The sequence below is a fragment of the Domibacillus epiphyticus genome (genome assembly GCF_001975785.1).
Taxonomy (GTDB): domain Bacteria; phylum Bacillota; class Bacilli; order Bacillales; family Domibacillaceae; genus Domibacillus; species Domibacillus epiphyticus.
The window spans coordinates 1-13095 of record NZ_MSFI01000025.1; the positions used below are offsets into that span (position 1 = coordinate 1).

Consider the following 13095-nt stretch of genomic DNA (forward strand, 5'->3'; position numbering starts at 1 on the left):
TTGACGTTTTTATTGATTTTGTTCAGTTTTCAAAGATCAATTTCCTTACTGTTGTTGATGACAGCTAAATCATAATAACATTTTTCATTACCTAATGTCAATAAGTTTTCCTAAGAAAATATTCTTGTAAAATATCAAGTCCGAAAGAAAACGAACTGACTAACATTAGATTCGTAAACAGCACCGTTTCTGCCGGCGGATTAACAATATAACACGATAGTTAAAAGACAGTCAATTAGTTTTCCCGAAAAAAATTTTATCAATATTTTCCTCTTTATCTACTTATATTGTTCATCTGATCTGTCAGCAGTATTTAAAAATAGAATAAACCGCTCAAAAATTTTGAACGGTTTTTATGCTTTCACGTCTTAGTTTGAAGCGCACTATTTTCTAAATTAATTTATGAGCGGGAAAAACCAAGGCAATATTACTGATGTTACGATCGCTGCAAAACCCATGGCGGCACTAGATACAGCACCCTGTACAGGTCCTTCCAAAACAGCCTGGCTTGTCCCTATTCCGTGTGAAACTGTTCCAATACCAAGTCCTCTAGAAAATGGATCTTCTACCTTCATGATAGTTAGAAATAGCGGTCCAAAGACGGCGCCAAAAATACCTGCTACCATGACAAACGCAGCCGCAAGAGCAGGATCACCGCCGATAATAAGTGCTGCTTCAATGGCTACCGGTGTCGTCACCGCTTTAACAGCTGACGTCGCCTGAATGGTCTCAGATAGATCGAATATAGACGCGATCCAGACAGCTGAAGCGATCGTTGAAAATGTGCCAACAATAAGCCCCACAGCTGCAGGTACAAGCAGATCACGCAGCACACCCCAATTATGATAGAGCGGAACGGCAAGCGCGACAGTTGCAGGACCGAGTAAAAACGTCATGATGTCTTTTGCAGGTGTATATTGTTCATATGATACATTTGCCAAGAGCAGCAGGACGATCATGACAACTGTTGATGTAAATACCGGAGTCGTAAATGGTGACGGAAATCGGATGGCGATTGTTCTTGAGATAAGATACACAGCAATGGTGACCGTAATGTAAATGATTGTCAAGCGCACTCCCTCCTATGTTCCTTCATTTTTTTTGATAAACGGTCTGTTAATGAAGCAGTAACAAATAGACCAATGAGAGAACTGCCGCCAATCATGATCGTTAAAGGAATACCAGTCGTTTTAATTAAGTCCCCGAATGTCATTAAACCAACAGCAATGGGAATAAAGAAAAATGCCAAATGCTTATTTAAAAACGCTGCTCCTTTTTCAATATAACGCATATGTATAAGTCCTTTTGACAACAAAGCCAGCAAGATCATCATTCCGAAAACGCTAGCTGGAATTGGGATATGGAGGTAGGTGACAATAGCAGCAGACAACTGGTATATAATGATTAATATGATGATTTGTCCTAAAAATAAAACAGTTTCTTTCATGGTCAAACAGTAAATGTCCCTTTCATTTTGATTTCTCCCTCTTCGTTTTCAACTGTAATGAGCCCTTTGCCAGCTCCCTCATCTGTCCACTGCCCTTTTAAAACAAGCGGTTCATCCGGATATGTCATTGACTGAAACCGTACATCGTACGTTTTTACTGACTGTACGCCCCATTCCCGAATTGCGCTGCTGCCAAGCGCCATGATAAGCATTCCATGTGCTATACAATCCTGCAGTCCTGCTTTTTTTGCCGCTTCTAGATCCGTGTGAATAGGGTTGAAATCGCCCGATGCCTTTGCATATTCTTTTATTTGATCACGAGTAACAACAGTCGAAATTAATTTAAACATTGCGGTCTCCTTTCTGTTCAATGAGCGTTGAACGTGAAATAATCACACATTCTCCATTCCTCATGTACTTTGTTTCCAGTTTCGCAAATGTCATGCCTCTTTTCGTTGTTTTACTTGTTAAAAACACGGAGGCATCTATCGTGTCACCCGTAAAAATCGGTGATATGTACTCATATTGCTGTGACCCATGAAGTACACATTTCGGGTCAAATTCAAGCAGTTCCGTTAATTTATCAAACGACATGCCGCCCTGAAAATCAATGACTGTTGCATATGTTGGGGGAACGATATTGCTAGAATCAATTTCCCGAATTGCATGTTTAAACGTTTCTACTTGTTTTTTATCAATTGTATGGCTATAGCGGTGCAATTCGATTTCTTCTTTTTTCATCATCATCCGTCCTTTCTCATCACGATTTTATCATAGATAAAAACAAAAATGATCCCATAGCGGGATCACTTTTTATGCGTTTACAGGTTCTTGTTCTTGTGCTGTTTCTACAACAAAGCCCATTTCTTCTATCATTTTATGATCAGCTGTAACTTCCTGTCCTTCAGTTGTTAAATAATTGCCAAGGAAAATAGAATTTGCTGCATATAAACCAAGAGGCTGCAATGAACGTAAATTCACTTCCCGGCCTCCGGAAATGCGAATTTCTTTTGACGGATTAATGAAACGGAACAAAGCAAGTACTTTTAAGCAATAAGAAGGTGTTAATGGCTCTGTATGTTCAAGCGGTGTGCCTGGAATCGCATGCAAAAAGTTTACTGGGATGGAATCAGCATCGAGGACGCGCAAACTTTTTGCCATATTGACGACATCTTCTTTCGTTTCACCCATCCCGATTATGACGCCAGAGCAAGGGGACATGCCGCTCTCTTTAACGCGCCCAACTGTTTCTGTGCGGTCTTCGTATGTATGAGTAGTTGTAATGTCCGCATGGTGTTCTTTTGACGTATTAATGTTGTGATTATAACGGTCTACACCAGCTTCTTTTAGTTTTTCCGCCTGTTCTGGTTTTAAAATACCTAAACAAGCACAAACGCGCATTTGGTACTTTTCCTTAATTTCTTCAACGGCCCCGGCGACAGTTTCAAGCTCTTTATTCGATGGACCGCGTCCGCTCGCAACAATGCAATAGGTTCCAGCTCCAAGTGAATGAGCACGTTCCGCCCCTGCGACAATTTGATCCTTATCCATCATCCGGTATTTTTCAATCGGTGCATCTGAGCGGACGGACTGTGAACAATAACCGCAGTCTTCAGGGCATAGACCCGATTTCGTATTAATGATCATATTTAACTTTACTTTGTTTCCATAAAAGTGACGACGAATTTTATAAGCACCATCCAGCAGCTGAAGCAGTTCTTCATCGGAACTGTTCAAAACCGAAAGAGCTTCCTCATTTGTTAATTCATGACCGGCTAAAACGTTTTCTGCCAGATTGTTCCACTGATTCATATAGCATCTCTCCTTTTCTTTTATTGTCAGAATAAAGTAAAAGTTTCTATAATGTCAACTTATTTTTAAAATTAGTTGACTAATATCTAGCAGCAAGTTAATTGTTTTCATAGGGAAAAAAGAGTATACTTTTTTTGTCTATAGCAACTTGCCTTAACTACTAGGCGCAGGAGGAAATCTATTTTGAAAAAATCATTAATACTCGCGCTTACATTGCTTTCTGCAGTTATTCTATCTGGCTGTCAAAGTGCACAAACAGAAGGTCATTTCTTTCATGACTATTTAGTAAGCCCTTTCGTTGAACTCATTCATTCACTAGGCGTCATGCTCGGCAATTATGGATTAGCAGTCATTGTTATCACAATCGCTGTTCGATTGATTTTAATGCCGCTCATGTTGAACTCAATGAAAAAGCAAGCAGTCATGCGTCAAAAAATGGAAGTTGTCAAGCCGAAAATGACTGAAATTCAGGAACGTCTAAAAGCGGCGAAAAATCCTGAAGAACAACGAAAAATTCAAATGGAAATGATGGGGCTTTATAAAGAGCATAATATCAACCCAATGTCGATGGGATGTTTGCCAGTTCTTCTTCAAACGCCGGTTTGGATGGGACTCTATTATGCAATCACGATATCAGAGGATATTAAAGCACATGAATTTTTATGGTTCCGCCTTGGTCAGCCCGATATTGCGATGGCACTTATCGCTGGTGTAATGTACTACATTCAATTTAAGATTTCGATGAAGACTATGCCAGCAGAACAGCAGCAGCAAATGAAATTTATTGGGTTGTTGTCACCCGCCATGATTCTAATTTTCTCTTTAACAACACCGGCCGCACTTCCGCTTTACTGGGCAGTCAGTGGGTTGATTTTAATCTTCCAGTCATGGATCGGGCGCAAATATTTTCAAACACACCCACCTGTTGAAGAGGGAACAAAATAAAGGAGATGCTCTGCAGGCAGCAGGGCATTTTTTTTGCCATAAAGGGTATTTATCTAAAAGATGAAGGATTGTTTTCATAGAAAAAGTGAAACCATTCTTTTACTTCCTACGTATAGGATAAAGTAGAATCGTTCAAACTATGAGCGAAATGAAATTGTGGAGTGGATGTAAGATGCGATATACTTTCTATTGGTTCCGGCGCATACTGGCAGCACTTGCCGCTGCACTACTTGTAAGCAGTCCATTTGACGAAATGATGGCATATATCGTATTTACGCTTTCATTTGTGTCTATATTCGTTCTGTATACGAATCTTAGCAATATGCGCATCCGGAAAAAATACGGATTAAATCGGAAAGAATATTATTATATAATGGATCAATTGAAAGATGCGAAATTAAAACTTTCCCGTCTGCAGCATCTGTTTTTAAAAGTGCGCAGTTTAAGTTCACTACGTCAGGTGATTGAATTAAATAGTCTTGTCAAGCGCATATATTCAGTCGTTAAAAAAGAACCGAAGCGATTTTATGAAATTGAGTCGTTCTTTTATTCCCATCTTGATTCTGTCGTTGAGCTTGCTGAAAAATCAGCCCTTTTATCAAGAAAAAAAGTAAAAGGTCCTGATATGAAGCAGTCGCTTATCGAAACGAAAGAAACGCTAAATGATTTATCAAAAACGCTTGAAGGCGATCTACGTCAAGTACTTGCTCGTGACATTGAACATTTAACAATTGAGCTCGATGTCGCCCAAAGAAGGGTAAAAAACAATGAATTAACATTTGAACATGTCCCGGAAGGAGAACAAAATGATGACCAACGAATTCAAACTACAACCGGCACCCGCATCGGACGCAAAAAAAGATGATCTTTTAGAAGATTTGCTCGCAGACCCGTTCGGTGATATGCCGGCTGCACCTGAAACGTCTGCGACTCCATCCGTTCAGTCAAAACGGCTGGTCGATGTTCTTCCAGCTGAACACCGGCAAAAAGCGGAACAGCTGGCATCACAAATTGACGCAGGTAACCAGCAGGCAGTTTTTTCATTCGGGACAGCCGCTCAAACAAAGCTGTCAGACTTTTCTCATCATATGCTGGACCATGTGCAGCGAAAAGATATCGGTCCGATTGGCGATATATTAAATGATTTAATGAAAAACTTAAAAAACGTCGATCCGGATGAATTGCGTGATGAAAAGAAAAACGTTTTTTCCCGAATGTTTGGCAAAGTGTCCAATTCTGTGCAGGAAGTTATGACACGTTATCAAAAAGTAGGCTCACAGATTGACCGGATCAGTGTGCAACTTGAACATTCTAAAAAAGGGCTCGTTGAAGATATACGACTGCTGGAGCAATTATATGATAAAAACAAAGAATACTTTCAAGCGCTTAATATTTATATTGCAGCCGGTGAATTGAAATTGGAAGAACTCGAAACTAAAACGATTCCAGAACTTCGCCAAAAAGCAGAATCGACAGGCGATCAAATGGATTTTCAAGATGTGAACGACATGGTTCAGTTTGCCGACCGTTTAGAAAAACGTCTCCACGACTTAAAATTGAGCCGGCAAATTACCATTCAAAGCGCACCGCAAATCCGCTTAATTCAAAATACAAACCAGGCGCTCGCTGAAAAGATACAGTCCTCTATTTTAACAGCCGTACCGCTCTGGAAAAATCAGATAGCCATTGCCTTAACACTTGTGCGCCAGCAAAAAGCGGTTGAAGCACAAAAGCAAGTGTCAAAAACGACAAATGAACTCTTGTTGAAAAACTCAGAAATGTTGAAAGTCAATTCGATTGAAACGGCAAAAGAGAATGAACGCGGACTCGTTGACATCGAAACATTGAAAAAAACACAGGACAATTTAATTACAACGCTCGAAGAAACGATCCGTATTCAGCAGGACGGCCGGGCAAAAAGAAAAGCAGCAGAAGAAGAATTGATCGTAATGGAAGACGATTTAAAGCAACGTCTTCTCCGTTTAAAACAATAAGAAAAAGCTGCTCCGGATTTTTTCCGGAGCAGCTTTTTTATTTCGCTTTAATAAAGCGGCCAAGGATGGCACCCGCCGCAGCAGGTACAATCCAGCCTAGTCCTGAATCAAAAAATGGAACCCAGCCGATGACCTTTGTAAATCCTTCAATATTAAACCCAAAGGCAGTTAATCCATCGTTTATGCTGTATACAGCTGTTAGAATGATCGCCCCTACATACATCCCTCTTGACTTCCCTGCGGCTGGCTGCAGCAGAGAAAGGACAACGAGGACAATGGCAAATGGATACAGCATCACCAGGACAGGTACTGATACTGAAATGATCGTATTTAACCCAAGGTTGGCAATAAAGAAGCTGATTACCGTAAACAAAACAACATACCATTTATAACTTAAACGAGGCCATTTTTCCGCAAAAAACTGTGCGCAAGCTGATGTTAATCCGATACAAGTGGTTAAACAAGCAAGCGCAACAATAACCGCAAGCACGACTTTACCTGCAGAACCAAACAACAGCGAAGATGCGTACGTTAAAATGGCTGCACCATTATCAAATTGATCAGCACCCGGCATGTGAACCCCGATCCATCCAATGGAGCCGTATACGAGGGCAAGTCCCACCGCTGCGATAAGACCGGCTGCCATCGTGTATTTGATAATGGTCTTCTGATCAGTAATTCCTTTATCTTTAATGGCAGATATGACAACAATACCAAATGCAAGCGCCGCGATTGTATCCATTGTCAAATATCCTTCAATGAACCCTTTCACAAACGGAGCATCTTCATATTTTACAGAAGGTGCACCAGCCGGAGAATCAAATTGGAAAAACGCAGCTATACATAGAAGCGCAATGGCCAAAAGCAGAGCGGGTGTTAAATATTGTCCTACCGTGTCTACAAGTTTTGTCGGGTTTAAACTTAATAGTAAGGTAACGATGAAAAAAATCAGTGTAAAGATGAATAACTCGCTTCCCGACGGCTTTGATAAAAACGGAGCAATCCCCATTTCGAACGAGACGCTCGCCCCGCGCGGGATGCCAAAAAACGGTCCAATCGCAAGATATACCAGTATAGCAAAAATAATACCGAAAATCGGATGCACACGTTGACCGATAGACGTAATCCCATCCTTCGAGAGAGCAATAGCCATCACAGCGAGAAATGGCAGACTAACTCCGGTAATGATAAAACCCGTCATCGCTGGCAGAAACGATGTGCCTGACTCCATACCGAGAAATGGCGGGAAAATTAAATTTCCGGCGCCGAAGAAAAGGGCAAACAACATGAGCCCTATAAAAATAATGTCATTGTTTTTCAAAGATGCAACTTCCCTTCTAGATGCTTTCAAACAATAGTTTTTTCAATATTGGTATTAAAACGGCCGGAAGCTCTGAGACATCCGGAGCCATAATCGACCCCATCCCGTAAATGGTTCTCATTGTTTCCTGCCGGGATTCATTAAGTGCTTCGTCACCGATAAATAAATTAAAAACGGTCATGCCTTTTTTCCTTGCAAGCAAAACAGCCTCATGAGTATCGAGCACCCCATTCTTATCGTACTCGGCAGCGGATGGCTCCCCGTCCGAAAATACAATTAAGAATTTCCTCTGTTCACTTCGCACCGCCATCTTTTCGATGGCAATACGTAATGCAAAACCATCGCGGTTATCTTCTTCCGGACGAAGCTGCATGATTGATGGTCCCGATTCAGCCTGATGCGACCGATCAAACGAAACAACCGTTAGAAAATGATTTGGCTTCATATTAGCTGAAAGTGATGCTGTATCCTCCCAAAATCCTGTAATTTCATGCGGAACCCGCAATGTTTTCAAAGTCTCATGAAACAAGACTGCACTTTTTTTCACATCGTCCATTTTGTCATACATCGAAGCGGAACAATCGATTAATAAGAAAAACACAGCGTCAATTTCGCGTGATGGTTCTTGTTTTTTGAAAAAGAGACGTGGATTGTCATCTGTATAAAAGCGGGTCAGCTTGCGGCCTAAACGGCCCGTTAATAAATCGGTGCGGGGGCTCGTTTTTTTCTTTTCGATCGATTTTTCAATCATCCGCTTTAGTTTACGTACGACCGGTGCTGTTTCATTTTTTAAAACCCGATACTGCTCCCTCTCTTCATCCGAAGCAGAAACAGGAGAATCGAACAAAGCCTTTGCTCCTTTATTTTCTTTCCCATATACGGTGTTATCCGGCTGTTCTTCGGAATCACGCCTTTCAGCCAGAAGCCGATTATATTGTTCGCGGGATGCTTTTTTTGATCTGCCCTGGACAGACGCAAGCGCGGCATCGCCTTCGTCTCCTTCACGTGCCGTGTTGCCCATCATCGGGGTTTTCGCCCCTCTGTCTAAATCAAACTGCATAAATGTGCCCCGTGTTTCTTCGGATTCACGATGCCACGTTGAAAACTGCTCATTGAATTGCTCATTGTCTTCTTCTTCCTGCGTGTCATCGTTTTGAAGAGGATCCTGTCTTTTTCCGGGATCGATAACGGTTTCTGGTTCATCTTTACTATATTTCGGCAAATGACTATATTCATTGACCATAGCCCGCAGATCCAAATCATCCATCACATCAGAAATATCGGTGACAGCCCGTACAACATCCGCAGTGGTACGGGCATCGAAAAGAGAGCGGGCTGTTCGATCAATAAACGGGACAGCGGCGTCAATTAACGGGTTGATTGACCGCCATTCAAATGGTGCATCCGCCTGCCAAAGCAAGTACAGTGCATTGTATACTGCGTCTGAATAAAAGCCTTTTGCTATGTTAACAGTCAGCTGAACCTCATGGTACCGTTTTAAGACCTGTTTTCTTGTCTCAAAAGCCCGTCTCATTCCAGGCCGTTCTTGAGCACAAAGCGTTTCAATTCGGACATCTTCAGCCAGTGCAAGCAATTGCCGGGCAAATGAACTCTTCGCCCGCCTCTCAAATTGCTGCACTGCCTGCAAATCCGTGAACACTTTCGTTCCAAGGGCACGCAAATACACGTCGGATTTCATACCGTCTTTTTCTTCTTGTTCGGTGCGATGATGCCAGAAATGACTCACGTATAAAACAGCAGGTTCAGTCTGTAAATACGCAAGCGGTCCGTATTCCACCTTTAAATCTGGATCACCAGAGAGCGCCGCCGCTAGATCCGATAGTTCCATCCAGAAAGCTGAATTTACTGTTTCATCGTTAAATTGAATGAAGCGTTCCACGTTATGCGAACCATGTTTCCGCAGCATTCATGACAGCTGCTTTTTCCCGATCATCATCAAGCTTACCGGCAATGGCCCTCTCAACAGCGCGTAATGGCGGAATGTATACAGCAAGATCACACGCATCAACGAGAGCGCGGATAGAAGACGCTTCCTCCGGCAGACGACCGCTCTCGACCAAAGCCGTTAAATCTGATGACAGCGAGACAAATAGTTGGATGAGTTTTTCATCCTTTAAAATAGACTCCTGTTTCAGAACACTGAGTAACACATCACCTGAAATATAAGGAATATCAAATGTCACAAATCTATTTTTTAGCGCTTCATTGAGAGGAGCAGTACCCGCGTAGCCTTCATTAACCGCAGCGATGACACTGAATGTCGCCTTCGCTTTTACGACTTCCCCTGTAAAAGGGTTCGTAATCTGGCGGCGATAGTCAAGAACACCATTTAAAATCGGCAATGTTTCCGGTTTCGCCATATTTATTTCATCTATATAAAGAAGATGACCGTTTTTCATCGCTTTTATGACCGGTCCCTCAACAAAATCAATGCGGCTCTTTCCATCCACCTCGATGATTGTTTTAAATCCAAGCATCGCTTCCGCATCGAGGTCTACAGAGCAGTTCACGCTGTGGACTGGCTGCCCAAAGTGGGATGCCAGCGATTCTGATAGTTTCGTTTTTCCAGAACCGGTCGGCCCTTTTAATAATATATTTTTACCAAGGGCTAATGAAATAACTGTATCGATCAAAAGGGCTTCGCTTTGCGCCACATATGGATTGACTTCTTCTGTCTTGTTTTGCTGAAACAACAGTTTCCGTTCTTTAATTATTTGGTCAATTTTGTCTGGAAGTGTTGAAATATACACAAAATTCGTCCTTTCAAATTCTATTCACGAGTTACATCATACACCTGCAGCAGCATAAAAAGCAAAAAAGCCGTCTATAAAAGCCGGCTTTTTTTGCTCACATACCATATTCGTAAATATATAACCCGCGGCCTAGTTTACGGACGCGTTCATTTTCTCGTTCAAGACCATTCATAAAGGTTGTCATATTTGCGATTTTTTTACCCGTCCGCTCTTCTACAAAGCGTTGCAGCTCCACTCCGCGAATCGGGGTATTTTGCTCTTTTAATACGCCTACAGCCGTTTCGCGCAGTTCCACTAAGCTCTCACTCCGTCTTCCCCGTCGTGCTTTTGGAGGAGGACCAATCGTTGTTATAGATGCAACGGATATCTCCTGTGAAGCACCATCAAGCTCCTGTAAACGGGCAAATATTTTGTCCCGCTCTTTTTTAAATTCCTGTATGACACGAATTTCCGCGTCTGCAAGCTGATCTAATCTAATTTTTAACGCAATTCGTTCATCAAACATGTTATTTTCCCCCTGCCAATTAATCATCTATTTAATTTATTCAATTAATATCTTGGAAGTAGTCTTTATAAAAACCTGAAACATGGCCTTTATTGTCTACAACAAAATAAAATTCCTCCGTTTCATTTTTCACATCATACAGACTGCCCTCTGTTAAAACATTCTCAACCATATACTTTTCAGCATTTGTATGAATGCATTTTACTTTCTTAATAGTTTCTTTTTCCTTCCATTTTGTATGAATCATCTTGATCGCTCCTTTATTATGTCATTAATCGCTTTATTTAATTGGATGCATATATGGGTCGGATATTTTTATACCTTGAAAGAACCAGCAGCTGCAATACATCGGAATGCATGTAAAACAAAGTCGCTATTTCAATCATGTGTATATGATAATAACGAAGTACCAATAAGTATCATTTCCCATTGCTGAGAGCAAGAAATTCAAAAAAATTATATTGGCGCGTCAAATAACAGTGCAAGTTGCTTTATCTATTATTTACCATAAAATAGTATTCCTGTCACGATTATGTATACATTGTCCCTTCTGCGTATCAAAAAGACGAGAACCTGACAACGTAAAACGATCAGTTAAGTCTTGTTCTTCCGTAAAATTTCTCCGACTTAATATGTTGTCCCTCTTATAAATATACAACATAATGTGACCTTTTTTAATGGTTTTATTACTAATTTTTTTAAAAAAATAATAAAAAATGGTAAAATTATAACATTTTTATTTATTTATCCCCTATTGTTTGCAATTTATGAGATCCCTAGTATAATAATCAGAAAATAGAGATTATTATAATCTTTATTTTAACACCACATTACAAGGAGGTCATAAACATGAAGATTATGAGCAATGAGATGCTGGTGGCTGCTTATCGGGACGCATTGAATAATGGTGACGACAAAACTTGGATTGAAACACTAAGGTCTGAAGTAAAGAAACGTGGATTATCCCCTAAAAATGAAAAATAAGAAGAAATCCCGCAGCGATGATGCTGCGGGATTTTTTGTCTTTATCCTTCAAGAAGAAGATCTTCAGGATTTTCAATAAGCTCTTTTACCATTTTCAAGAAGCCAACTGCTTCTTTTCCGTCAATAATCCGGTGGTCATATGATAGGGCCACATACATCATTGGGCGGATTTCAATTGAATCTCCAACGGCAACCGGACGTTTTTGAATCGTATGCATTCCGAGAATACCAACCTGTGAACCATTCAAAATTGGAGTTGATAAAAGTGAGCCAAATACACCGCCGTTTGTTATTGTAAATGAACCGCCTTGCAGGTCAGCAAGTGCTAGTTTATTATCCCGGGCTTTCAATGCCATCTCCATAATAGAGCCTTCAATTTCAGCGAAATTTTTACTGTCACAGTTGCGTACAACTGGTACAACAAGGCCGTCATCCGTTGAAACCGCAACACCGATATCATAGAATTTTTTCAAGATGATTTCATCGCCATCAATTTCAGCGTTCACATACGGATATTTTTTTAATGCTGCCACTACAGCTTTTGTGAAGAAGGACATAAAACCAAGCCGTACATCATGATCATCAAAGAATTTATCTTTTTTCCGCTTACGAAGATCCATGATATTGGTCATATCAATTTCGTTAAATGTTGTCAGCATCGCTGCTGTTTGCTGTACTTCAACAAGTCGTTTCGCAATCGTTTGACGGCGGCGGCTCATGCGCTCGCGCTCTGTCGGTTTCCCATCATCCTGTTTTTTGACAGGAGCGGCTGCTGCAGGTGCTTTTGTGACAGCTGGCTGTTTCGGCGCATTTTCATGTGTTTCAACATCCTGTACACGTACTCGGCCTAATGGATCAACCGTTTTTACAGCTGTTAAATCAATGCCTTTTTCGCGCGCTAGTTTGCGAGCAGCGGGAGAAGCGATTGTCCGGTTGTTCTGATCTTCTTTCACTGGTTCTGGCTGAACATCTTTTCCTTCAGCTTTTGGTGCTGGTGCAGAAGCTTCTGAAACTGGTGCAGATGGCGCAGAACCTGCTGCTCCAGCTTGCACAACCGCAATCACCTGGCCAACTTCTACTGTATCGCCTTCGGCAGCCTGCAATTCAGTAATGGTTCCTGCTTCTTCAGAAATAACTTCCACGTTTACTTTATCCGTTTCAAGTTCAACGATATACTCGCCTTTTTCAACGTAATCACCTGGTTTTTTCAACCATTGTGCAATCGTACCTTCTGTAATCGATTCTGCAAGTTCAGGAACTCTAATTTCAGCCACTTTTAAAATCCTCCTTGTAAACATTCATTGTTGTTGATC

At 41.2% G+C, this 13095-nt stretch carries 15 protein-coding genes; 4 read left to right on the forward strand and 11 right to left on the reverse strand.

Annotated features, from left to right (window positions below; all coding sequences use genetic code 11):
- Window positions 1–395: 395 nt before the first annotated feature.
- The 5 genes from BTO28_RS13740 to bioB all read right to left on the reverse strand — a co-directional run bounded on the left by BTO28_RS13740 (window position 396) and on the right by bioB (window position 3259).
- Window positions 396–1070, reverse strand: coding sequence for an LrgB family protein (locus BTO28_RS13740; RefSeq protein ID WP_076767240.1), 675 nt, complete (start codon window positions 1068–1070; stop codon window positions 396–398).
- Entirely contained in the window at window positions 1067–1447 is a 381-nt protein-coding gene (locus BTO28_RS13745; RefSeq protein ID WP_076767242.1) for a CidA/LrgA family protein, read from the reverse strand. The genes BTO28_RS13740 and BTO28_RS13745 overlap by 4 nt, the downstream gene beginning before the upstream one ends.
- A 2-nt stretch (window positions 1448–1449) precedes the next feature.
- Window positions 1450–1797 (reverse strand): MaoC family dehydratase, encoded by a 348-nt coding sequence (locus tag BTO28_RS13750; RefSeq protein ID WP_076767244.1) that lies wholly within the window; start codon window positions 1795–1797, stop codon window positions 1450–1452.
- Entirely contained in the window at window positions 1790–2188 is a 399-nt protein-coding gene (locus BTO28_RS13755) for an FAS1-like dehydratase domain-containing protein (protein WP_076767246.1), read from the reverse strand. Before BTO28_RS13755 ends, BTO28_RS13750 begins: the two co-directional genes overlap by 8 nt.
- 72 nt (window positions 2189–2260) lie before the next feature.
- A complete protein-coding gene (gene bioB / locus BTO28_RS13760; RefSeq protein WP_076767248.1) occupies window positions 2261–3259 on the reverse strand; it encodes a biotin synthase BioB in 999 nt (332 codons plus the stop codon).
- 183 nt (window positions 3260–3442) lie between these two features.
- Here bioB and yidC point away from each other — a divergent pair, with 183 nt between their 5' ends.
- The 3 genes from yidC to BTO28_RS13775 all read left to right on the forward strand — a co-directional run bounded on the left by yidC (window position 3443) and on the right by BTO28_RS13775 (window position 6198).
- On the forward strand, window positions 3443–4204 hold the full coding sequence (gene yidC, locus BTO28_RS13765) for a membrane protein insertase YidC (protein ID WP_076767250.1): 762 nt from the start codon (window positions 3443–3445) through the stop codon (window positions 4202–4204).
- Window positions 4205–4376: 172 nt separating this feature from the next.
- Complete coding sequence (locus tag BTO28_RS13770; RefSeq protein ID WP_076767252.1) at window positions 4377–5069, forward strand: 5-bromo-4-chloroindolyl phosphate hydrolysis family protein; 693 nt, start codon at window positions 4377–4379, stop codon at window positions 5067–5069.
- A complete protein-coding gene (locus BTO28_RS13775) occupies window positions 5014–6198 on the forward strand; it encodes a toxic anion resistance protein (protein ID WP_076767254.1) in 1185 nt (394 codons plus the stop codon). Before BTO28_RS13770 ends, BTO28_RS13775 begins: the two co-directional genes overlap by 56 nt.
- Before the next feature lie 37 nt (window positions 6199–6235).
- Here BTO28_RS13775 and brnQ read toward each other — a convergent pair whose 3' ends face one another.
- From brnQ to BTO28_RS13800, 5 genes are all read right to left on the reverse strand, one after another.
- The gene (gene brnQ, locus BTO28_RS13780) at window positions 6236–7519 is read right to left on the reverse strand and encodes a branched-chain amino acid transport system II carrier protein (RefSeq protein WP_076767255.1); all 1284 of its coding nucleotides are present in this window, start codon (window positions 7517–7519) and stop codon (window positions 6236–6238) included.
- A 16-nt stretch (window positions 7520–7535) separates the two neighbouring features.
- Window positions 7536–9446, reverse strand: a complete 1911-nt coding sequence (locus BTO28_RS13785; protein WP_233129886.1) for a vWA domain-containing protein — start codon at window positions 9444–9446, stop codon at window positions 7536–7538.
- Window positions 9421–10290 carry an ATP-binding protein gene (locus BTO28_RS13790; RefSeq protein ID WP_095532690.1) on the reverse strand — a complete coding sequence of 290 codons (870 nt, stop codon included), beginning with the start codon at window positions 10288–10290 and terminating at the stop codon, window positions 9421–9423. The genes BTO28_RS13785 and BTO28_RS13790 overlap by 26 nt, the downstream gene beginning before the upstream one ends.
- Before the next feature lie 97 nt (window positions 10291–10387).
- Window positions 10388–10798 carry a Rok-like winged helix domain-containing protein gene (locus BTO28_RS13795; RefSeq protein WP_076767257.1) on the reverse strand — a complete coding sequence of 137 codons (411 nt, stop codon included), beginning with the start codon at window positions 10796–10798 and terminating at the stop codon, window positions 10388–10390.
- A gap of 40 nt (window positions 10799–10838) precedes the next feature.
- Window positions 10839–11045, reverse strand: a complete 207-nt coding sequence (locus BTO28_RS13800) for a DUF6501 family protein (RefSeq protein WP_076767259.1) — start codon at window positions 11043–11045, stop codon at window positions 10839–10841.
- Window positions 11046–11647: 602 nt separating this feature from the next.
- Here BTO28_RS13800 and sda point away from each other — a divergent pair.
- On the forward strand, window positions 11648–11782 hold the full coding sequence (sda, locus tag BTO28_RS13805) for a sporulation histidine kinase inhibitor Sda (RefSeq protein ID WP_076767261.1): 135 nt from the start codon (window positions 11648–11650) through the stop codon (window positions 11780–11782).
- Between the two features lie 41 nt (window positions 11783–11823).
- Here sda and odhB read toward each other — a convergent pair whose 3' ends face one another.
- Entirely contained in the window at window positions 11824–13056 is a 1233-nt protein-coding gene (odhB, locus tag BTO28_RS13810) for a 2-oxoglutarate dehydrogenase complex dihydrolipoyllysine-residue succinyltransferase (RefSeq protein ID WP_076767263.1), read from the reverse strand.
- Between the last annotated feature and the right edge of the window lie 39 nt (window positions 13057–13095).

Excerpts from the sequence above, each read along its gene's own strand:
- BTO28_RS13745 (WP_076767242.1), bottom strand. The coding sequence starts at position 1,447 with ATGAAAGAAACTGTTTTATTTTTAGGACAAATCATCATATTAATCATT.
- BTO28_RS13755 (WP_076767246.1), bottom strand. The coding sequence starts at position 2,188 with ATGAAAAAAGAAGAAATCGAATTGCACCGCTATAGCCATACAATTGAT.
- bioB (WP_076767248.1), bottom strand. The coding sequence starts at position 3,259 with ATGAATCAGTGGAACAATCTGGCAGAAAACGTTTTAGCCGGTCATGAA.
- BTO28_RS13770 (WP_076767252.1), top strand. The coding sequence starts at position 4,377 with ATGCGATATACTTTCTATTGGTTCCGGCGCATACTGGCAGCACTTGCC.
- BTO28_RS13795 (WP_076767257.1), bottom strand. The coding sequence starts at position 10,798 with ATGTTTGATGAACGAATTGCGTTAAAAATTAGATTAGATCAGCTTGCA.
- BTO28_RS13800 (WP_076767259.1), bottom strand. The coding sequence starts at position 11,045 with ATGATTCATACAAAATGGAAGGAAAAAGAAACTATTAAGAAAGTAAAA.
- BTO28_RS13750 (WP_076767244.1), bottom strand. The coding sequence starts at position 1,797 with ATGTTTAAATTAATTTCGACTGTTGTTACTCGTGATCAAATAAAAGAA.
- BTO28_RS13785 (WP_233129886.1), bottom strand. The coding sequence starts at position 9,446 with ATGCTGCGGAAACATGGTTCGCATAACGTGGAACGCTTCATTCAATTT.
- BTO28_RS13775 (WP_076767254.1), top strand. The coding sequence starts at position 5,014 with ATGACCAACGAATTCAAACTACAACCGGCACCCGCATCGGACGCAAAA.
- sda (WP_076767261.1), top strand. The coding sequence starts at position 11,648 with ATGAAGATTATGAGCAATGAGATGCTGGTGGCTGCTTATCGGGACGCA.